We start from the raw sequence: 21,113 nt of genomic DNA on the forward strand, positions 1-21,113 counted from the left end.
TATTATCCGATTTAAGGATAATTTATTAAATTGCCTTTATCTAATTTAAACCGATCTTGATGAAAAACTCCGTCTCATGTATCATCGTTGACGATGATCCTACTGCCATTAATATTTTGCAAGATTATATTGTAGAAATGCCAAGATTGAAGATAAACCGAATCTTTACTAAACCAGTAGAGGCACTTAGCGAAATCAGTATTGAAAGCAATAGGCAGTTAATTTTTTTGGATATTGATATGCCTGCACTGTCGGGTCTACAGCTTGCCGATAACCTTAAGCACAAATCGCACAATATTATTTTTACCACATCCTATCCGGAATTTGCACTGGATGCATTTAAAGTTAGGGCAAAACATTACCTGTTAAAACCTTTTAATATGGGGGATTTTGCCGTAGTTGTTAATGAAGTGCTTTCGGAATGTTATGATGCACAGCATATTGCAAAAGAAAATGAAGGTGCATTTTTCTTGCGTACAAACGGCGAGCGTGGCAGATTAACCAAAGTACTTAAGAAAGACATCATCTATCTGCAGGGATCTAATAATCATGTACATATTTATACTCCGACAAATGATTATTCGGTGTATATGACCATTAAGGAGATGGAAGAAAAACTTCAGGAGAATGGACACTTCTATCGTGTCCACAAATCATATATTATCAATACCGCCTATGTAAAGGAGATCAATGGGCACAAAATCGACCTTGGAAAGTACGAAGTGCTTATGACCCCACAATACAAAGAGGCATTTATGAGGTTTATTGAAGACCAAACCCTGGTCTCAAAACGTTTAAGGGACCAACATTTGTAAATCTGATTGGCTTGTTAATGTTGTAATTGCCGTAATCGTACTGGTTGTTGGATCACTCTTTGAAAAGCGCATACCTGCAGCTTTTTGTGAACGGAAAACAAATGCAGTTTTCCGGGTCGATTTTAAGTCTATTATTGTTTTCATAGACGAAAATTAGCTCCGCCAAAACTGCGAAAAGACTACATTACGCTAAGCAGTCGTTGACTGTTGTGAAACCGATTTTTAACAAAAAAAATGAAAAACTGGCTAAAAAATTATCGCTGGCACCTTATATCATGGGCCACCTTCATTCTTTATGAATATATATTGGTTTCGTTAATTCTTAAAATAAGGTCGCCGATATTAAATTATTGCATTCATTACATTATTAATATTGTACTTTTCTACGTTCATGCAGAATTGGTATTAGCCAGAAATCTGAGACTTAAAAGGCCTGCTTATTTAAGCATCATTATATTTACGTCAATTGAAATTTTGTTGCACACCATTATTGCTTACTTTGCAGATCGTTTTCTTTCAAAAACAGCTATAATTTCTTTTGATAACCTAACCACTGTAAACTGGAAATATTTATCCGTAACAACATGGCGGGGAATCTATTTCTTATTGTTCTCTACTGCTTATTATTTTATTAAAAGTTATATCCAACAAAAACAGCGGACAGTAGAACTGGAAAAAGAAGCAATTGAAGAGATGTTGAAGCAAAAGCAAATGACACTTGAACTTGCAAATGCTAAAAATGCTTACCTGAAAGCACAAATAAATCCACATTTTTTGTTTAATACCTTAACCTATATTCACAATAGCACACATAAAAGCGAACCCCGCGCTGCAGAAGCAGTCCGGTATCTTTCTAAGCTGATGCGCTACGCCTTGGAATGCGAACACGGTCCGGAAATTATGCCGCTTGAAGCGGAAATCCATCAAGTTGAAAACCTCCTGCGACTTTGCAGAATAAAACAGCCTGACTTATTTATAGATTTTGTTTATGATGATAAAATCATAGCAGTAGAGGTTATTCCATTACTCTTGCTTAGCCTGACGGAAAATATGGTTAAACATGGAAACCTGAGCCAGCCTGAAGATACCGGAAAAATTATTGTAAAATTGGAGGATGGTATCTTTAGCATCCAGACCAGTAACCTGATTAACACAGGCTTGAATGATACCGGCTTTCATACGGGGCTTGAAAATACCAGGCAAAGGTTATTTCATACGTATGCAGAAAAAGCATCGCTCTGTGCCAGGGTGAAAGGTAAGTATTTTGAAGTATTGATAACCATTAGCTTATAGGGAGCAATCTGCAATTCTATAACACGTTTATTTCCCAATTTTAAATGTAAACTCAAATAATCTTAGCAGTTTTCCTCGTCGACCGAAAAGTGAATACCTTTTAGCGATTTATCATTGCTCACCATGATAAATCGCTTGTAGATGACATCATCCTTTACATTTTTCCATCATCGATCCGTACCGGTATCATTTTATCTGCTTTTTTGCGATACGACCAATAAAATACGATCGGATAAACAAATAGATTAAATAATGTATTGGTAATCAATCCGCCAATTACGACAATGGCCAATGGCTTTGAAGCTTCTGAACCGATCCCGGTAGAAAGCGCTGCAGGCATCAACCCTATAGCGGCCATTAAAGCCGTCATCAGCACCGGTCTGAACCTGCTGGCAATTCCATCACGCATGGCATCGGTAAAAGTCCAGTGCGGATGGTATTTCAGCTCTGCAATATTGGTTTTGAAACGGGTAATAAGAATTACACCATTTTGCACGCAGATCCCAAATAATGCAATAAAACCAATTCCGGCCGAGATGTTAAAGTTTACACCAGCGGCCAACAATGCTAATATGCCACCAATCATGGCAAATGGAACGTTGTTCAATACCAGTAAGGCATCTTTAATATTGCCGAAAAGTACAAAGAGAATAAAAAATATAAGCAATAAACTTACTGGTACAGCCTCTGATAATCTGGCAATAGCCCTTTGCTGGTTTTCAAAATCGCCGGCCCACTCCAGCTGATAACCTTGCGGCAATTTGATTTTGGCATTTACTTTCTGCTGTGCTTCGGCAATTACGCTTCCCATATCCCTGCCGCGGATCGAGAATTTGATGGCGCCGTACCGTTTATGTTTATCACGGTAAATCATACTTGGCCCCGTAATCTTACTAATGCTTGATATTTCGCCTAATTGAACATTAGAACCTGATAGGGTAGGAATGCGTAATTTGCTGATCGAACTTTCATCATTTCGAAAATCTTCAGGATAACGGATAATGAGGTCGAATTTGCGTTCACCTTCGTAAATCTGTGTAGCAGCTTTACCGCCAATGGCCATTTCGATTACTGCATTGGCATCTGCTGTGCTTACGCCATACAAGGCCATTTTTTTCTGATCAAGGTTAATCTGCAGTTCGGGCTGACCAAGATTCCTTAAAATACCCAAATCTTCAATACCCTCAATTGTTTTTAAGATATTTTCTATTTTTTCCTCTTCCTGTTCAATATATTCAAAGTTCTCGCCAAATAATTTCACCACAATGGATCCCTTTACGCCTGAAACCGCTTCTTCTACATTATCAGAAATGGGTTGCGAAAAATTGAGGCTGATGCCCGGAAAGCTTTTTAATTTTTCCTGCATGCGTTCAATCAGCTGTTCTTTGCTTTGCTTACGTTTCCATTCTTTCCGGGGATAGATATCAACATGAAATTCCATATTGTAAAAACCAGTTGCATCTGTCCCGTCGTTCGGACGGCCAGTTTGCGACATTACCTGTTTTACTTCCTCAAAACTTAAAAAGATCTTCCTCATTTCGTTTGAAAGTTTTTTGGTTTCATCCAGCGAAATACTCAAAGGTCCGGTTGCACGGACATAAATGGAACCTTCATCTAAACTGGGAAGAAATTCGGTGCCCAAAAAATTAAAACTGAACGCACCTGATAGCAGTACAATAATAGAGATGCTAAAAACAAGTTTCTTTTTTTTGAAGCAGCTATCATAAAATTTGAGGGTTGCTTTGGTAATCCACTCTAAAAAGATATTGTGTTTCTCTTTCACATTTTTTTTCAAAAGTACGCTGGCCATGGCAGGAACCAGGGTAAAGGTCAAAATTAGCGCACCCAATAAGGCAAAACTCAAGGTCCACGCCAATGGAGAGAACATCTTACCTTCAACTTTTTCGAAAGTGAAAATGGGTAGCAAACCCGTAATAATGATCAGTTTAGCAAATAAAATACCCTTTCCGTTTTCGAGACTGGCTTTTTTTATAAAACCGAGCTTGCTCATTTTGTTGAACTTTTCCATGCCCAGTTTTTTTGCCTTGGCATCCAATACGACGAAGATTCCTTCAACCATCACCACGGCACCGTCTATAATAATCCCGAAGTCGATAGCACCCATGGATAGCAGATTGGCCGGCATACCTTTTAATTTAAGACAGATAAAAGCAAAAAGCAAGGCCAATGGAATAATAATCGAAACGATTAAGGTGGTGCGCCAATCGGCCATGAAAAGAAACACAATCAGGGTAACAAATAAAATCCCTTCCAGCATGTTGCCCATTACCGTGTGCACGGAGTAATTAACCAGGTCTTCGCGGTCGTAAAACGGTTTGATTTTTACATCATCAGGCAAAACAGTGCTGTTGATGGTATTGATCTTTTCTTTTAACCTAGCAATGACCTCGCTGGGGTTGCCGCCTTTTCTCATAACAATGATGCCTTCTACTACATCGGGATCCCTGTCGCGCCCAACCTGACCCAATCTGGGTAGAGCTGATTCAGCCACTTCGGCAATGGTTTTAACATAGATAGGGGTGCCATTAATGTTGTCAACCACTACGTTTCTGATTTCGTCGATATTGTTAAGCACGCCGATGCCCCTTACCACATAGGCTTGTCCGCTCTGCACAATCACATCACCACCTACATTAATATTACTTTTAGATACTGCTTCGAACAGTTCGGTTGCACTTACACCATATTGAATGGCCTTCTGCGGATCGACCGTGATCTGGTAGGTTTTAACCTCGCCACCAAAACTAACTACATCGGCAATGCCTGAAACAGATAAGAGTTCGCGTTGGACAACCCAGTCTTGTAAGGTCTTTAATTCTCTGACCGACTTTGTATCGCTTATTAAAGTATAACGGAAAATCTCGCCGGTTGGCCCATAGGGTGGCTGTACTTCAGGTTGGATACCTTCAGGCAGATCGGCTTCATCAAGATGGTTGTTTACCTGGACCCGGGCTTCAGCGTAATCTACATCGTCTTCGAAACTTACCTTTACGATGGATAAACCAAATAATGAGGAAGACCGGATACTAGTTCGCTTTTCGGTAGGGTTCATGGCAATTTCCAGCGGTCTGCTCACAAATTTTTCTACTTCCTCGGCGCTACGGCCCGGCCATTGGGTAATAATGGTAATATTAGTATTGGTTACATCGGGAAAGGCATCTATTGTGGTATGTTTGAAGCTTAAATAACCTCCAACGATTAAGATAAATGTGGCAAAAAAGATGAAATATTTATTTTTGAGTGCAAAGCCGATAATGCTTTTTATGAATTTATTCATTTTTGAAATCTAGGGTGATAAAAAGAAATTATTGTGTTTTTAAGCTTTCGAATAAGAAAACCTGTTTGGATGCAATAATGCGGTCGCCGGCCTGCACTCCTTTGCTGATGTAGGTTTTATCGGCGGTTTTACGCCCTATTTCGATCTCCTGGATTTTTACTTTATGATCCTGCCCCAGAACGAGCACATAGTTTTTGTTTTCGTCGAAAATTACGGCCCTTGAGTTTAAAACCGGGAGATCAATAGATGAATTAGCCGAAACCTTTACCGTTCCAAGCATACCAGGTTTGAGCAAAAAGCCTGGATTTGGGATCACCACCCTTGCATTCATTACTTTGCTGTCCTGGTCAACCTGGTTGTATAATTTCTCTATTTTTCCTTTAAAAACTTTATTGGGGTAGGATAGGGTTGATAAACTTACCTCATCGCCTGCCTTAACACGCGAAATATCCGACTCGTAAATATTGATCATGGCCCAAACGTTGGAGAGATCGGCAATGGTAAACAGGCTTTTATCATTGTCGCCACGCAACTGCATGTTCTGCGTAACATTTTTTTCGATTACAAAACCGCTAATCGGCGATTTAATTGCATACAATCCTGTACTGCTACCTCCATTGAGTTTTAATACAGAACTGGCTCTTTTTGCTTCTGCTTTTTTGATCTGATAGTCATTTTTTGCTTCTTCAAGTTCTTTTGCTGATGATAAACCACTTTGGAAAAGTTGTTCGGCTTGTTTTACCGCTCTTTCTGCATTTTTAAGTTCGGCATTTGCGGCAATAACTTCTTTATCAAAACCTGCCATTTCAGAACTGGTGAGCGTAGCCAGTGTTTGTCCGCTCGAAACCTGATCACCTAACCTTACCCCAACACGGTTTACAGTTCCACTTACCATGGGAAAAAGTTCAGATCTGCGCTCCTCATTTGCGGTGATTTTGGCCGAGAACATCAGTTCGGTTTTACCGTTAGCCTGTTGTACAGTATCGATTAATAATCGGTTGATCAAAGAATCTGTAATGGAAAATTTATCATTTGGTGCAGCCGTTTTATGTTCGCCACAGGCAAAGAATAAACTGGTTGCAGCAATGAGTACAGTGTGTTTATAGCGATTTTGCATGAAATTTTATTTAAAAAATATTAGAACCAGTTACATAATTGAGTTCAGCTCGTGTACTCATTCTTTCGGATTGGAGTTTATTGAGCTGAAGCGTATTTTCTTTATAGGCATCATAGAGATCCAAAAATTCGATCAGGCTGATGTTACGTGCCTTAAAATTTTTGATCAGGCCTGAAATCAGTGTATTAAAATCGGTACCAAAGGCAGGATCAATCTCTGCATATAGTTTTTCGTTGCGTAAAGCAGTTTTATAGCTGTTAAATACTTCATTCTCCAACAGAGCTTCTTGCTTTTTAATATTTACATCTGCGGCAGTAATGCCAATCTGTGCTTTTTTAATTTCACCCTGGTTTCTGGAGAAAAGCGGAATGGGGATTTTAATGCCTAAACCAGTGTATTTTTCAGGATAATTTCCTTTAAGGTCGTAGCTCAGCCCAATTTCTATATCGGGAATGGCCATTGCTTTTTGCAGCTTTAAATTACGTTCGTTATAAAGCAGGTTGGTTTTGGCCAGTTTAAGGTCAGCGCGGTTTGCCCTGGCCGAATCAAGTAAGGCCTGATAGGGAATTTTATCTACAGTAGGTGATTTGAGCATTGCTTCATCTAAAACCAAAGTAATTGAGGTTGCAGCATTAATGCCACAGAGCAACTTCAAATCTTTGTAGTAATCTTCCAGTTCATTCATTAGCCCTGCCTGTTCTGCTTTGAGGTTGATCAATAATGATTTTATCCTGATTACATCCTTCGCCGCAACGTTCCCCGTTTTTAACTGAAGATCATAAGCTTTCGCGAGCTGCGCTGTAGAACTGATTTGTTCCTGATATACTTTAACAGATTGTGCAGCAAAATAAGATTTGTAAAAGGTGTTAACGAGTTCAAACTTTAAGGTTCTGATCAGGTCAAAATACTCGTATTCGGCCATTTTAACCCCGGTTTGGGCCAGCTTGATATTCTTATTGCGTTTGCCAGCAAGTTTAAACAGCTGAAAAATAGATCCGGAATATTGACCGTGGGCATACGAGGTTTGCAGGAATTTTTTGGTGTCCTTATTGTAAAAAAGATTTTCGTATTCCAGTGTGGGATTTTCGAAAAGTTTAGCCGTGATGATTTCTGCTTTTGCCTGATCAATTTCATAATTGCTGGCCAATAACTCGAAATTATTCCTCAAAAAAAGGCTTTCCGCCTGGTTTAAGTTTAAGCTTAATGTATCGCGCTGTGCGAAAGCCGTAGCGGCTGTTAATGCCCAAAAAAGAATGAGCCATGAAAATACCCTTATCATATCTGCAAAGCTATCTTTGCCAGATTAAAAGCGGATTAAATCGGGCTTAAAAGGGGATTAAAGTTGCGGACATGTTTGTACTCGTTTCCAAAAAAGTGCAAGAATAGGTATACGGTTTCATCGTTTGTAAACGATATGTTATTTAACGCTCGTTAGAAACGATCGTTAGCGGGATTCGAAATGAGCGTGAGCGAAACCGTAAATGTGCAGCCACCCTGATCTGGATTTTTAATGGTGATCTCGCCTTTAAGCAAATCGATAATTTTTTTAGACATATAAAGCCCCATACCTTCGCCGTGCCGGCCATGTTCTTTCGCACGGGTATAAAAAGGGTTAAAGATATCTGCCTGATCATCAACTAAAATTCCCTGTCCATGATCTATGATGTGGATAAAAACATGGTTTTTACGAGTTTCGACCTGGATATTTACTTCTTGGTTATCGGAAAATTTAAAAGCATTTGAGATGATATTATCCAGGGCAATTTGTAACAAAGTGGCATTGGCCAATATTTCAGGTTTGGTATTAATGGGCTTTTGATAGGCAATGTTAAGGTCAAGACCTTTCTGCATCTTCCATTCGGTTTGGATTTTAGCAAGCAGATCATCAAGTTTGATCGGAGCAAGTTGAGAATTGATCAGATCAAGATCCATTTTTGCCAGGGCCACCAAACCTGTAATGATGTGTTCCATTTTTTCTGCATCTTCAAGCATCGAAATAATCACTTTTTGATAAGCAGCCTGATCTCTTTCTTTTGATAGGGCAAGTTCAGCGTTCATCATAATCCGAGTAACGGGCGTTCGAAGTTCATGTGAAGCATTGGCTACAAAGGTTTTCTGCAGTATAAAAGCCTGTTCGAGTTCTTCCATTAAATGATTAAAACTCTGTGCAATGAGATTAATCTCGTCCTTATTGTTATGTTCTTCTACTCTAAATTGCATGTTTTGAGCGCTTGCCTGTTTTACTTCGAGCATAAATTTTTGCAGCGGTTTCAGCATTTTCTGGGCAATCCACCTGCTCAATAATAATACGATAAGCGAGATAAGGATAAAGATAAAAATCATGATCTTCAACAACTTGTCGAGCCTGTTGTGTGAGCCCTGGTCGTCGGCCGAAGCGAGGATAACGAAGTCGCCCTGGTTATCCTTATAATAAATACCAACTACCTGTCGCTGACCGTCCGTATATTTTAAACGGCCTTTCCGCCGTACCTGATCAATGGTGGCAGGGGTCCAATATTGGGCCGTATCGCCGATAAAAGTGGCCCTGTTTTTTTGATCATAAATGCGAATTACTTCACTGTTCAATTTTTGAAGGTATTTGTGGCGTACTGTATTTAATGCATCTCTACTGATTTCATCTGCTTCAAGGTACAGTTTAGCAGTTACCATGGTGCGGTCGGTGAGGCGTTCGAAGAAATCGGCCTCTAAAAATTTCATAAAGGTAAAATATACCGTGCAAAGCACGGCGAAGAGCATTGAAGTGCTGATCAGCGTAAAATATAGTGCTATCCGGTCCTTTATTTTCATCTATTTTAGGATGTATCCCATATTGATTTTGGTATGGATGAGTTTGCGTTCAAAACCCTTTTCAATTTTTTTCCGCAGAAAATTAATGTATACATCAATTACATTGGTACCGGTTTCGAAACTGATGTCCCACGCTTGCTCGGCTATAAATTGTCTTGAGAGCAAACGGTTGGGGTTGCGCATAAAAAGTTCGAGCAGGATAAATTCTTTGGCGCTTAATTCGATCGGTTTACCCGCACGGCTTACCTCTTTGCTGTAGCGATCAAGTACGAGATCTTCAAAATATAATTTATGATCTGTTTTATTTTCAACAGGTGGCTGTCTGCGTAATAGGGCTGCAACCCTGGCCAAAAATTCTTTCAGGTGAAAGGGTTTGACGAGATAATCATCGGCACCGGCCTCTAAACCGGTAACTTTATCATCAATAGTACCCATTGCCGTAAGCATGAGGATTGGTGTGTGTAAAGCATTTTCTCTGAGGTGTTTACAAAGCTGGATGCCGTTTAAGCCAGGCATCATTACATCGATAATCAACAGGTTAAAGCTTTCCCTTAAAAAAATGTCCAGCGCGTCAATTCCATTGGCTACGGTAAGTACCTGATAATTATTTTCTTCGAGTGCCGACTTCAACAGTTCAGCAATTTTAGGGTCGTCTTCAGCTATTCCGATCTTTAGCATTTAACAAAAGTAACCATCTCATCTTAAAAAGGGATTAAAATAGGGGTTTTTCCGTTACCTTAGGGATTGAAATTAATCTCATGCTCCCATAATGAATAATTGTATTGCATAGGGTTACGGTTATATTGGATGCTATCGTTCATTGTCTCACCAACCGAAACGAAATTATATTAAAATAGCTATATTTTTATGTTCGAAAAATTTGACCAGACCAGTTATCATCAACTTTGTGATTTGTTAGGTGGCCATCATCCGGATTTGCAACTGATTTTGGATCGATATGGTTATCCACCCTTTTGGTCGCGTCCAAATACTTTTGAATCGTTAGTGCATATTATTCTTGAACAACAGGTTTCTCTGGCTTCGGCATTGGCCGCAATAAATAAACTAAAAGAAAAAATTGATGAGGTTACTCCTGCAAGGATGTTATTGCTCACTGATCAGGAATTAAGGGAATGTTATTTTAGCAGGCAAAAAACGGAATATGTTCGTCATTTGGCCCAAAATATCGTTAGCGGGACATTGTCTTTGAGTGAAATGGAGAAAATGGACGACCTAACCGTAAGAAACCGGCTTAAAAGGATTAAGGGGATTGGCGATTGGACCGTAGATATTTACCTGATTTTTATGCTGCACCATCAGGATATTTTCCCGATAGGAGATCTGGCTGCCGTAAACTCGTTAAAGAAAGTAAAAAGCTTGTCAGCAGGAGTGGGTAAAGAGGAAGTGTCATTGGTGGCAGAGCAATTTAAACCTTATCGCACTATTGCCACCATGCTGTTATGGCATGCGTATTTAGTGGAGAGGAAGCAGAAATAAATCCACCTTGCTGGTTTATAGCGCCTGGATTTTAACCACATGGTATGTGTATTCATCAACATGTTCATTTAATTATTCTTCAGTTACAGTATAATATTTAAAACCAATAGATCAGGAAGAGGGTGTAACATAACGTTGTTCCTTAAAAAAACGTTAAAGCTCATTCAGGATAAATTTTCTCTTTAAGATTTGTTAATAATAAGGGAATATGGAGCTGGTAGCTTTGCTGTGAAAAAAGCAGCATCCCTTGAGCGAAACTTTACTTTCATCTTTACAGCGCGGAAGCCATCAGGCTATGGAGGAAATCTACCAGGCATATTGGTCAGATATTTTTGATGCTGCGCTCAAAAAGGCGGGTGATGAAGCGCTTGCGCAGGATATTACCCAGGAAATTTTTATCTCACTTTGGGAAAATCATAAAACGATTAACCTCTCCTCCAGTTTGGGGGCTTACCTGCATGGCGCTGTAAAATATAAAGTGATCAACTATTTCAGATCAGGTAAACTCAAAGCGCAGCATCAAACAGCGCTTAGTGCTTTACTGGATGAAAAAGAGACGATTGCTGCCGATGATAAACTCCTTTTAAAGGAGCTTCATCTTGAAGTGGATTCTGCCATTGCATTGCTGCCTGAAAAAATGCAAATGGTTTTCTCAATGAGCAGAAAACAAGATAAATCGATAAAAGAAATTGCTTCAGAACTAGATATTTCGGTTCAGACTGTAAAAAATCAGCTCTCCGCTGCTTTAAAATTGCTCAATAAAAGCCTGTCTTACATCATATTAATTACTGTATTGATTGGCTTAACATAAAGTTAATTTACTGATAACATTTTTGGTTAGTACCATTCTGCTTTTCAACTGACATGTATTTAAATGACAGAAGAACAGGCAAAGGAACTGCTGCAAAAATATCTCGATGAGCAGGCAAGTCCGCAAGAGCAAAAAAAGGTTGAAGAGTGGTATGCCACACTCCAGGTAAAAGATGTGGTTGTACCTGCCGACCGTAAAGCTGCAATAGGTGCGCAAATGTTTGCCCAACTTCAGGTTGCTATGCGCAGGAAGTTAACAATTGGCAGCGTATTCAAACTCGGATCTTTTATCAGGGTTGCCGCCGCCGTACTCTTGATGGTTACAGTGGGGGTTGTTATTTGGAAACTGAATAGTGAAATACCGTCTGAAAATCAGATAACCGTAATTAACAGCGCTACGCAGCAGAAGCGAATTATCTTGCCTGATGGTTCGGTTGTATTATTAGGCCCTTCGGCAAAACTCTGCTATCCTAAAATATTTGCTTCAAACAGCCGCCAAATCGAACTTGAAGAGGGTGAGGCATTTTTCAATATTACCCATCAGGAGAAAAGACCATTCACCGTACATACAAGTGCTGGTGTAAACATTAGCGTTTTGGGTACCTCTTTTAAAATAAAATCTTATCAGGCCAGTAAACAGCTTGAGGTTGCCGTGGTTACGGGTAAAGTTGCGGTCAGCAATCCAAAAGGCGAACTGGGTACGCTGGTTAAGGACGAGTCTTTAACTTATGATAAAAATAACGGTCGTACTGCCATCCGCAAAAGTAAAACATCTGCTGTTATCAAATTTGCTTTTGATGGAGCAACGCTTGATCAGGTGGTTACTAAACTCCAATATGTATACAGCATTAAAATTCTATTAAGCGATAGCGCTCTAAGCAAACTTAAAACAACTGCATCTTTTAGCAGCACACAGTCACCGGAGGAGATTCTGGATATTCTCTGCAGTCTGCACCACCTCAGGTTCAATGCATCAAAAAATCATAAATCATTTAAAATATACAGATGAGATAAGGATATGATATAGAATTATGTACGGTTACTGGTAAGACCAGGTGCCGCAATCTCTCTTCCTGGCAGCAAAGCCAGCATAAATAAAGCTTTACAAAAACAAAATCAAACAAATTAAGCAATGAAAACAACCTCCGCCAAGCGGACACCAGCTCTTTATAAGATCATGAAATACTCATGTTTAACATTTACAATTCTCTGCATTTTTTGTAGCTCAATCCTCGCTTCGGCAGGTATGGCACAGAAACTAGAGAAAAGCAGGGTTAGCCTTACTATAGGTAAAGGCCGCAAGATGACCGAGATCATCAAAGAAATCGAATCACGTACCGGACTCAGTTTTGTGTATAATCCAGATCAGCTGCAACAAAAAAATATGTTGGTAAGCGGCGATTTTACCAGCGAGCCTGTAAGGTCGCTTTTAGACAGACTTGGTTTGCAGGTGCTGGAAAAAGGCGGATATGTGATCTTAAACAACGCCGTAATGAATAAACCAGACCGGATAATTACAGGAATAGTAAGAGATACAACAGGATTGGCACTTCCGGGCGTATCTGTAAAAGTATTAGGCACACAAAGTGGTACCATTACCGATGGAAACGGTGCTTATCGCATTGCAGTTGGTGCTGACGCAGTGCTTTCATTTTCGATGATCGGTTACCAGACCAGGGAAGCAAAAGTAGGCGATGAACAGGTCATTAACATGGTTTTGAAAGAAGAACGCTCTACACTTGCTGATGTTGTAGTTGTGGGTTACGGCACGCAGAAAAAAGAGACCCTAACCGGGGCAATTAGTATTGTTGGCCTGGATAAACTTTCCTCACGTTCATTAAACAGTGTTGGCGAGGTATTGGCCGGAAAATCACCCGGTGTGATTGTGACCAATGAGGGCGGCGACCCAACATCTGCACCGCGTATCAATATCCGCGGATCGGGTGGTATTAATGGAGAAAATGTACTGTATGTAATCGATGGTTCTATATTTTCGGGTACGCCACAGCTTAATCCTAATGATATCGAATCAATTTCAGTCTTAAAAGACGGATCTGCTGCCATTTACGGCGCAAGGGCTTCGGGCGGTGTGGTATTAATTACCACCAAAAAAGGCAAAAGCGGAAAAATGCAGATCAGTTTTGACGCTAAATTGGGCCAACAAAGCGCATGGAAAAAGCTGGAACCTTTAAATGCGCAACAACGCGCACAGGTGGCAGCTACGGCCGCAAAAAATGGCGGTAGCAATCTATTACCCGCTTTTGATCCGGCAAAGTATCCTGACGGGCAGATTACCCGCACCAACTGGATGGATGAGGTTTTTAGAACTGGATTATTACAGGATTACAATGCAGCGATAAACGGCGGTAGCGAAAAGTCTAACTATTACCTCAGTTTTAATTACCGTAATGCTGAAGGGATTGTGTTAAATACCAAAACCAAACGTTACAACTTCAGGATCAATACCGAACACGAAGTTACCGATTGGCTAAAAGTGGGCGAAAACCTGTCGTACAGCAGCACCAACGGCAATGGTGCCAATACCAGCAGCGATTATACCGGTGCTTTACTTTCAGCCATTTATTATCCTACAAATGCTACACCTTACAATGCAGATGGCAGCTTTGCAGGTTTGCCAGGACCTTATGCCGGCGATTATGGTGATATTGTAAATCCTGTTGCCGATTTAATGCGTATTGATATCAACAATCCTGTAAATGTGTTGGTAATTAATCCTTATGCTAATATTAAATTGGCCAAAGGTTTAACTTTCAGGTCTAATTTAAGCATTACCAAAACAGACGCTGCCTTTAAAAGCTTTACACCTAAAAGACCTGAAGTAGGAAAGCCGGTATTGAGCAATAGTTTAGTGGAACGCAGTAACCGTAACAGCGATTTACTAACAGAGCAAGTGTTAAACTATAAAGGTACTTTTGGTAATCATCAAATTGATCTTACAGGAGGGTATTCATTTCAAAAAACACAGCTCCGCAGTTTATATTCATCAGGGTCTGGTTTTGACGATGAATCAGTACAATATAGATATCTAATGAATGCTACGGTTATACAGCCTTCTTCGAGCGGTTATAATGCACAGGCGCTTTCGTCACTGTTTTTAAGGGCAAACTACAACTATCGCGAAAAATACCTGTTCTCGTTAATCGGTCGCCGTGATGGATCATCTTTGCTCTCTAAAAATAACAGAACCAGAAATTATGGTTCGGCTTCGGTTGGATGGGTAATGAGCAAAGAAGATTTTCTTAAAGATGTAAATTGGTTAAATGAACTGAAATTAAGAGGTAGCTATGGTTTTCTTGGTAATTTAGGAACACTTACCTCTGATGCGGTTAATCCATTATTAATGCCGACACAAAGTTATTTCGGACAAACACCAACTTTACAAAATGGTTATGTTCAAACGGTTTTGGCCAATCCTAACATAGCATGGGCAGAATCTAAACAAACCAATTTTGGTGTTGATGTAGCGGTATTGGGACGTTTCAATCTTACTGGAGATTATTTTATCAAAGAAATAGATAAAATGATCCTGACCAGGACATTACCTGGAACGGCAGGTTTAAATACGCAGATCATTAACGCAGGTAAGGTAAGAGATAAAGGCATTGAACTAGGATTAACTTATAACAGCGATAAAGTTGCAGCCTTCACTTACTCGGTAAACGCAACTTTAACGAAAGTAAATAACAAAATAGAAGAACTTATACCGGGTATAGAAAACCAGGTGGTGTCCACCAATTTCCGTAACGAGGTTGCACCGTTGACCAATAGGGTTGGACAGGCACTCTACAGTTATTATGTGTTAAAAACCGATGGTATTTTTCAAAGTCAGGCAGAAGCCGATAACTATAAAAATGCTAAAGGACAAAAAATTCAGCCGAATGCGAAAGCAGGTGATTTTAAATTTGTGGATATCAACGGCGATGGGTCAATTGATAGCAAAGACCGGTATTTTGCAGGCAGTGCCTATCCTGATTTCTCTTACGGATTGAGTTTCAATGCAAGTTATAAAAATTTCGATTTCAATATTTTTGCTCAGGGTGTTCAGGGTAATAAGTTGTTTAATGCGGTAAAACGTACTACTTATAGTGCTTCCGGACCTTCCTATAACAAACTGGTTGGTATTTTGGATGCCTGGTCGCCGGAGAATCCGGGTGGCAAAGTGCCGATTATTTCAACCAGCGATGCCAACGGAAACTTTGCAGCTTCTGATTTTTATATAGAAGATGGCTCTTATCTGCGTATCCGCAACGTAACCTTAGGTTATAGCCTGCCAAAATCAATCGCTAACAAGTTAAAAACAGGCGGTGTCAGGATTTATGCTACGGCAAACAATCTTTTCACCATTACTAAATATTCAGGCTTCGATCCCGAAATCGGAATGGACAACAACGGAGTGGATGTTGGCCGTTATCCTCAAGCCAGAAGTTTTATCCTGGGTTTAAGCGTAAATTTATAATCACAACAACAATGAAAAAGAATTTAAAATATATGGCATTTGCCGCCCTTGCTGTTTTCTCTTCATGCACAAAACAGCTTGATATTACACCGGAAGGTTCTCCATCGGCGCAGAATTTCTGGAAAACTAAAGAAGACGCCCTGAAAGCCGAAGGCGGAATGTATGAACTCTACAATGCAGAGGATTTTTACGGTCGCGGGATGTTCTGGTTTATCAATGCCAGTGATGATATGGTTACCGGCCGTAACAAGCCAGAGGCCGATAACATCAAAAACTTTAACCGTACATATGTAGGCGGTGGTTATACCGAAACGCAGTGGAGTATGCGTTATGCCATTATCAAACGTGCCAACGATATCATCACCAATGTGCCCAATATCAATATGGATGAAAGTTTGAAGAAGCAGATTATTGGTGATGCTTATTTTAATGCAGGTTTGGTCTATTTTCAGCTGGCTGCAAACTACGGAAACGATAAAGCAGGTGTGCCGATTGTGAAACCCGAAACCGACGCATCGCAGGCAATTCCCCGCGCCAGCAATGTAAATGAAAACTATGATTATATTATTTCGCTTCTTTTAAAAGCGGCTGACAATCTTCCATTTTTTTCGGCAATGAAACCCGCTGATTATGGTAAAGCACATAAAACCGCAGCATGGGCTTATTTATCTAAGGTATATCTATTCAAAAAAGATTATGCCAATGCCGCTAAATATGCAGATATGGTGATTAACTCCGGGCAGCATGATTTAATCAGTACAGGTTTTGCAGATGTTTTTAAAGCTTCAAATAACTGGTCTAAAGAGTATATCTGGTCGGTAGTATGTACACCTAGCGGAGGCGGAACAGGCTGGGGAAGCAAACTCCCTGGGGTAATGTTAACCAATAAAGCCTGGGGGATTTATAACGGATGGGGCTATTACCTGCCAACCAAAGAACTTTACGATTCATACGAAACTGGCGATCAACGCAGGGAAGCAACCATTTTAAAACCTGGTGATAAATTCATGTTTTTTGGCGCAGAACGCTCCTTTACTAAAGATGGAGGGGCAACTTCAAATTACCAGTTTAAAAAGTACATGGAGCCATTTTCTTATGCCAACCCGATCCCAACCCATGTTAACCCCAACGGAGATAATGGAACAACAGATTTAAATGTACCCTTAATGCGTTATGCAGAAGTATTGCTGATTAAAGCAGAAGCTGCCATTAACCTGAGCGGTGCGGGCGCGGGCGATGCAGAACTGAACAAAATTAGGCTGAGGGCAGGTTTAGGGGCTAAAACGGGAATGACTATAGACGACCTTAAACGCGAACGTAGAAATGAGCTCGCCGGAGAATGGGCAGATCGTCACCGCGATTTAGTGAGATGGGGCGATGCCCAGGCTACATATGCCAAACCTTTGCATGATTATGATGGCAGTGTGATTTGGCCGGCAAGAACTTTCAATCCACAGGTACACGATGTTTGGGCCGTACCACAAAGAGAAATTGATAACAGTGCGGGTGTAATTAAACAAAACCCAGGATGGTAAAAAAAATAGCAATAAACTTTGCGGCAATGGCCTTTGTGCTGGGGCTGCAAAGTGCATCTGCCCAGGTGAGGTTAAACGCGAACCATGGGCATAGCCACAATGATTATAAGCAGGATATTCCGCTTCTTACCGCATATTATGCCGAAATGGGATCCATTGAGGCAGACGTTTTTTTAAAAGATGGCGAATTATATGTCGCACATGAAGCTTCAGAAATTAAGCCGGGTTTTACACTTAAAAAAAAGTACCTCGATCCGTTAGCCAGCTTTTTTAAAGCAAAAGGAAATCATCCTTACACCAATGCGGCCTTAAGGTTGCAACTGGTAGTTGACGTAAAAGAAGATTACCAGCATGTACTCCCAGTATTGCTGAAAGAGCTTGAAGCTTATGGAGAAGTATTTGATGCCAAAAAGAATGCTAATGCCATTAAAGTGGTAATTAGTGGCGATATGCCTGCCCCGGCCGATTTTAAAAATTATGATGAAAAATTATCTTTTGATGGCAGACCAACAACCATTTATACCGATGCACAATTAGGCCGGGTTGCGATGATCAGTGATGATTTGAAAAATCATACCATATGGAATGGAAAGGGCAACCCAACCAAAACCGATGAAGTGAAACTGAGGGCCACAATAGAACAGGCACATCAGAAAGGCAAACCTTTCCGGTTCTGGGCTTCACAGGATAGCCCGAATACCTGGATTGTGCTCGAAAGGTTGGGCGCTGATTGGATTAATACCGATAAACCAACCAAACTGAAAGATTTTTATCTGAATCAGGATAAATTGAGTTATACCAATCCAAAGCCCTATGCAACCTACACACCCACATACAAAACCGACGGGCAGAACAAGGCGCCAAAAAAAGTCATTTTGTTAATCGGTGATGGTATGGGACTGGCTGCCATTCACGCGGGTTTGATTGCCAATCATGGTGATTTGAACATGGCCAAATTCCATTACATCGGCTTTTCTGAAACCGCCGCTGCCGATGCCGGAAACACCGATTCTGCCGCGGGTGGGAGCGCCATGGCCATAGGTTATAAAACCAATAACCGTTACATTGGAATGGGGCCTGATAATCAGAATAAAATCAATTTGGTAGATACCCTATCTGCTTTGGGTATCAAAAGTGGCATCATCACCGCAGGCGACCTGACTGATGCCACGCCAGCGGTATTTTACGCGCATCAGCTTGACCGATCCTACAATGGAGCAATTGCGAATGATCTGTTGACCAGCAAGGCCGAAGTTTTAGTTGGTTCTAACCGCAAAGCTTTCGAGCAGAATAAAAACAGCAGGCTTTTGGCTGATTTAAAAGCTAAAGGTTTTCACTTAACCAATAATCTAAGTGATTTTGAAAAGCAGTATGAGGGTAAACAATTGGTTTTGCTGGATGATTCTGCCACCAGACCGGTTATAAAAGGCCGTGGCGATATGCTTAAAAATTCATTATCACATACCCTGCAGATTTTATCGAAAAACAAACCTGGTTTCTTTATCATGACTGAAGGTGCGCAGATTGATTACGGTGGTCATAGCAACGATCTGCCTTATCTGGTTACCGAATTTCACGACTTCGACCGTACTGTTGCCGAGGCACTGCGCTTTGCTGATCAGGACGGCGAAACATTGGTTATTGTAACTGCCGACCATGAAACAGGTGGACTAACACTTTTAGATGGCGATGCCGATAAAGGAATGGTGAGGGGCGAATTTAGTACCAACGATCATACGGGGATCATGGTTCCGGTTTTCGCTTATGGCCCTGGTGCACAAAATTTCAGCGGTGTTTATCCCAATAATCAAATTTTTCATAAAATTATTCAAGCCTTTCATCTGGCAAAAGCTAAATAAGTAAATAAGGCGAAAATATCCCTATAGCGGTGTCTGTACCTACTACAGCGCCGCTTTTTTCTTAATCTAGCATCATATTACAATACTCGTTTTAAATAATAAAAAAACCGATGGAAAGAAGATCTGCACTCAAAAGTATCGGTGGCCTTTTTTTGCTGCCAGCATTGTCGAAAGTTTCGTTAACCACTGAAAAAAAGCCTGTTTTAAGGCTTGCGCATCTTACAGATGTACACCTGAAGAACCAGTTTAATGCACCGGCAAGATTTGCCAGATGTTTGCACCATTTACAGGCACAATTGCCAAAAGTAGATCTGATTTTAAATGGTGGAGATATTGTTTTCGATATGAACAAAGAAAATATGGGTACCATTAACGGTCAATGGAAACTGGTAAAGGAAACCATGAAAAACGAATGTAGTATTCCTGTAAGTTATTGTTTGGGTAACCACGATATCTGGTGGAACGAAGATAGCAAAGGCGAAGTTTTTTACGGGAAGAAATACGCTATGGATAAATTGCAGTTGGTTAAACCTTATTACAGCCTGATACAGAACGGATGGAAAATCATTGTGCTGGATAGTACCCATTTGGATATAGACAATACCTGGTATATTGGTAAACTTGGTGATGAGCAATTCAACTGGTTAAAAAACGAATTGGAAAATACCGGTAAAACCATGCCGGTGATGGTGATGTCCCATATTCCAATCCTTACTGCATTATTGATGATAGAAGATAATGTTGTGAACAAATGGACGATGTTGGGTGGAGATATGCATACCGATACCGCCAAAATTATTCATCTTTTTTACTCGCATCCCAATGTAAGATTGTGTTTAAGCGGTCATTTGCACATGCGCGATAAAGTGGTCTATAACAATGTAACCTATATCTGTAATGGTGCGGTATCTGGTGCCTGGTGGGAGGGGAACAGAAGAGAAACTGCACCTGGCTACGGAATAATCGATTTGTATGCTGATGGTAGCTTTGAGGAACAATATATAGAGTATTGATGAATGAATTTAACCTGCTGTGCAACGCGATGTACCGGCTATTAAATAGTTGGTATTTTTTTGAACGCTTTTTGAAAATGCATTAAAACAGAAATTTCGTCTGATTAATACTTAAATAGTTACCGTAATTTTACCCTTTTTATGTCTTTCTATATGGATTCGGATTAAGATATGTTAAGTTTGGTGTAACCTATCTAAATTTGCTTATGTATTATAGTTGTGCAATTGTTGACGATGAACAGCACGCCATAGATGTACTTCTTGATTATATTGAAGACACACATTTTTTAAGATTAGCTGATGCCTTTGATAATCCTGTAGACGCATTAAAAACAATTAGTGCGGGCGACCAAATCGACTTTCTTTTTTTGGACATTGATATGGATGGGATGAAAGGTACTGAACTGTCTCAGCATCTCCGCTCTAAAGCGAGGTTCGTAATCTACGCTTCCTCTCACCTTGAAAATGAAGTGAGGAGAATAGATTCTAATTTTGAATGTTATCTCGGCAAGCCGATTTCAATGAAACGTTTTACCGGTACAATTGATAAACTGTTACGACTTAATAATTTGCCGATGAACAATTGATATC

At 40.2% G+C, this 21,113-nt stretch carries 15 protein-coding genes; 10 read left to right on the forward strand and 5 right to left on the reverse strand.

Features of this window, described 5'->3' with window-relative positions; genetic code table 11:
* The first annotated feature begins 59 nt into the window (after window positions 1-59).
* Together BM107_RS08725 and BM107_RS08730 are read left to right on the forward strand one after the other, a co-directional pair.
* Window positions 60-815, forward strand: a complete 756-nt coding sequence (locus BM107_RS08725) for a LytR/AlgR family response regulator transcription factor (RefSeq protein WP_090982311.1) — start codon at window positions 60-62, stop codon at window positions 813-815.
* Between the two features lie 234 nt (window positions 816-1,049).
* Window positions 1,050-2,108, forward strand: coding sequence for a sensor histidine kinase (locus BM107_RS08730; protein WP_090982313.1), 1,059 nt, complete (start codon window positions 1,050-1,052; stop codon window positions 2,106-2,108).
* A 154-nt stretch (window positions 2,109-2,262) separates the two neighbouring features.
* Here BM107_RS08730 and BM107_RS08735 read toward each other — a convergent pair whose 3' ends face one another.
* From BM107_RS08735 to BM107_RS08755, 5 genes are all read right to left on the reverse strand, one after another.
* Entirely contained in the window at window positions 2,263-5,406 is a 3,144-nt protein-coding gene (locus BM107_RS08735) for an efflux RND transporter permease subunit (RefSeq protein WP_090982315.1), read from the reverse strand.
* 28 nt (window positions 5,407-5,434) lie between these two features.
* The gene (locus BM107_RS08740; protein ID WP_090982318.1) at window positions 5,435-6,523 is read right to left on the reverse strand and encodes an efflux RND transporter periplasmic adaptor subunit; all 1,089 of its coding nucleotides are present in this window, start codon (window positions 6,521-6,523) and stop codon (window positions 5,435-5,437) included.
* A gap of 10 nt (window positions 6,524-6,533) precedes the next feature.
* The gene (locus tag BM107_RS08745) at window positions 6,534-7,802 is read right to left on the reverse strand and encodes a TolC family protein (protein ID WP_090982321.1); all 1,269 of its coding nucleotides are present in this window, start codon (window positions 7,800-7,802) and stop codon (window positions 6,534-6,536) included.
* 152 nt (window positions 7,803-7,954) lie between these two features.
* Entirely contained in the window at window positions 7,955-9,331 is a 1,377-nt protein-coding gene (locus tag BM107_RS08750) for a HAMP domain-containing sensor histidine kinase (RefSeq protein ID WP_090982323.1), read from the reverse strand.
* Window positions 9,332-10,009, reverse strand: coding sequence for a response regulator transcription factor (locus BM107_RS08755; RefSeq protein ID WP_090982326.1), 678 nt, complete (start codon window positions 10,007-10,009; stop codon window positions 9,332-9,334).
* 189 nt (window positions 10,010-10,198) lie between these two features.
* Between BM107_RS08755 and BM107_RS08760 the strand changes: the two genes are divergently transcribed.
* The 8 genes from BM107_RS08760 to BM107_RS08795 all read left to right on the forward strand — a co-directional run bounded on the left by BM107_RS08760 (window position 10,199) and on the right by BM107_RS08795 (window position 21,109).
* A complete protein-coding gene (locus tag BM107_RS08760) occupies window positions 10,199-10,828 on the forward strand; it encodes a DNA-3-methyladenine glycosylase family protein (protein WP_090982328.1) in 630 nt (209 codons plus the stop codon).
* Between the two features lie 247 nt (window positions 10,829-11,075).
* Entirely contained in the window at window positions 11,076-11,639 is a 564-nt protein-coding gene (locus tag BM107_RS08765) for an RNA polymerase sigma factor (RefSeq protein ID WP_090982330.1), read from the forward strand.
* Window positions 11,640-11,702: 63 nt separating this feature from the next.
* A complete protein-coding gene (locus tag BM107_RS08770; protein WP_090982332.1) occupies window positions 11,703-12,647 on the forward strand; it encodes a FecR family protein in 945 nt (314 codons plus the stop codon).
* A 237-nt stretch (window positions 12,648-12,884) separates the two neighbouring features.
* Window positions 12,885-16,115: a SusC/RagA family TonB-linked outer membrane protein gene (locus BM107_RS08775; RefSeq protein ID WP_244278768.1), complete on the forward strand. Its 3,231-nt coding sequence runs from the start codon at window positions 12,885-12,887 to the stop codon at window positions 16,113-16,115.
* 11 nt (window positions 16,116-16,126) lie between these two features.
* Window positions 16,127-17,650 (forward strand): RagB/SusD family nutrient uptake outer membrane protein, encoded by a 1,524-nt coding sequence (locus tag BM107_RS08780; RefSeq protein ID WP_090982334.1) that lies wholly within the window; start codon window positions 16,127-16,129, stop codon window positions 17,648-17,650.
* Window positions 17,644-19,509, forward strand: coding sequence for an alkaline phosphatase (locus BM107_RS08785; RefSeq protein WP_244278769.1), 1,866 nt, complete (start codon window positions 17,644-17,646; stop codon window positions 19,507-19,509). Before BM107_RS08780 ends, BM107_RS08785 begins: the two co-directional genes overlap by 7 nt.
* Window positions 19,510-19,619: 110 nt before the next feature.
* Window positions 19,620-20,522: a metallophosphoesterase family protein gene (locus tag BM107_RS08790; RefSeq protein ID WP_090982336.1), complete on the forward strand. Its 903-nt coding sequence runs from the start codon at window positions 19,620-19,622 to the stop codon at window positions 20,520-20,522.
* Between the two features lie 206 nt (window positions 20,523-20,728).
* Window positions 20,729-21,109 carry a LytR/AlgR family response regulator transcription factor gene (locus tag BM107_RS08795; protein WP_090982337.1) on the forward strand — a complete coding sequence of 127 codons (381 nt, stop codon included), beginning with the start codon at window positions 20,729-20,731 and terminating at the stop codon, window positions 21,107-21,109.
* Window positions 21,110-21,113 lie beyond the last annotated feature (4 nt).

It is taken from the genome of Pedobacter suwonensis (genome assembly GCF_900111825.1).
Classification (GTDB): Bacteria; Bacteroidota; Bacteroidia; order Sphingobacteriales; family Sphingobacteriaceae; genus Pedobacter; species Pedobacter suwonensis.

Excerpts from the sequence above, each read along its gene's own strand:
- BM107_RS08780 (WP_090982334.1), top strand. The coding sequence starts at position 16,127 with ATGAAAAAGAATTTAAAATATATGGCATTTGCCGCCCTTGCTGTTTTC.
- BM107_RS08770 (WP_090982332.1), top strand. The coding sequence starts at position 11,703 with ATGACAGAAGAACAGGCAAAGGAACTGCTGCAAAAATATCTCGATGAG.
- BM107_RS08775 (WP_244278768.1), top strand. The coding sequence starts at position 12,885 with ATGGCACAGAAACTAGAGAAAAGCAGGGTTAGCCTTACTATAGGTAAA.
- BM107_RS08730 (WP_090982313.1), top strand. The coding sequence starts at position 1,050 with ATGAAAAACTGGCTAAAAAATTATCGCTGGCACCTTATATCATGGGCC.
- BM107_RS08745 (WP_090982321.1), bottom strand. The coding sequence starts at position 7,802 with ATGATAAGGGTATTTTCATGGCTCATTCTTTTTTGGGCATTAACAGCC.
- BM107_RS08795 (WP_090982337.1), top strand. The coding sequence starts at position 20,729 with ATGTATTATAGTTGTGCAATTGTTGACGATGAACAGCACGCCATAGAT.
- BM107_RS08735 (WP_090982315.1), bottom strand. The coding sequence starts at position 5,406 with ATGAATAAATTCATAAAAAGCATTATCGGCTTTGCACTCAAAAATAAA.
- BM107_RS08740 (WP_090982318.1), bottom strand. The coding sequence starts at position 6,523 with ATGCAAAATCGCTATAAACACACTGTACTCATTGCTGCAACCAGTTTA.
- BM107_RS08725 (WP_090982311.1), top strand. The coding sequence starts at position 60 with ATGAAAAACTCCGTCTCATGTATCATCGTTGACGATGATCCTACTGCC.
- BM107_RS08785 (WP_244278769.1), top strand. The coding sequence starts at position 17,644 with ATGGTAAAAAAAATAGCAATAAACTTTGCGGCAATGGCCTTTGTGCTG.
- BM107_RS08750 (WP_090982323.1), bottom strand. The coding sequence starts at position 9,331 with ATGAAAATAAAGGACCGGATAGCACTATATTTTACGCTGATCAGCACT.
- BM107_RS08790 (WP_090982336.1), top strand. The coding sequence starts at position 19,620 with ATGGAAAGAAGATCTGCACTCAAAAGTATCGGTGGCCTTTTTTTGCTG.
- BM107_RS08760 (WP_090982328.1), top strand. The coding sequence starts at position 10,199 with ATGTTCGAAAAATTTGACCAGACCAGTTATCATCAACTTTGTGATTTG.
- BM107_RS08755 (WP_090982326.1), bottom strand. The coding sequence starts at position 10,009 with ATGCTAAAGATCGGAATAGCTGAAGACGACCCTAAAATTGCTGAACTG.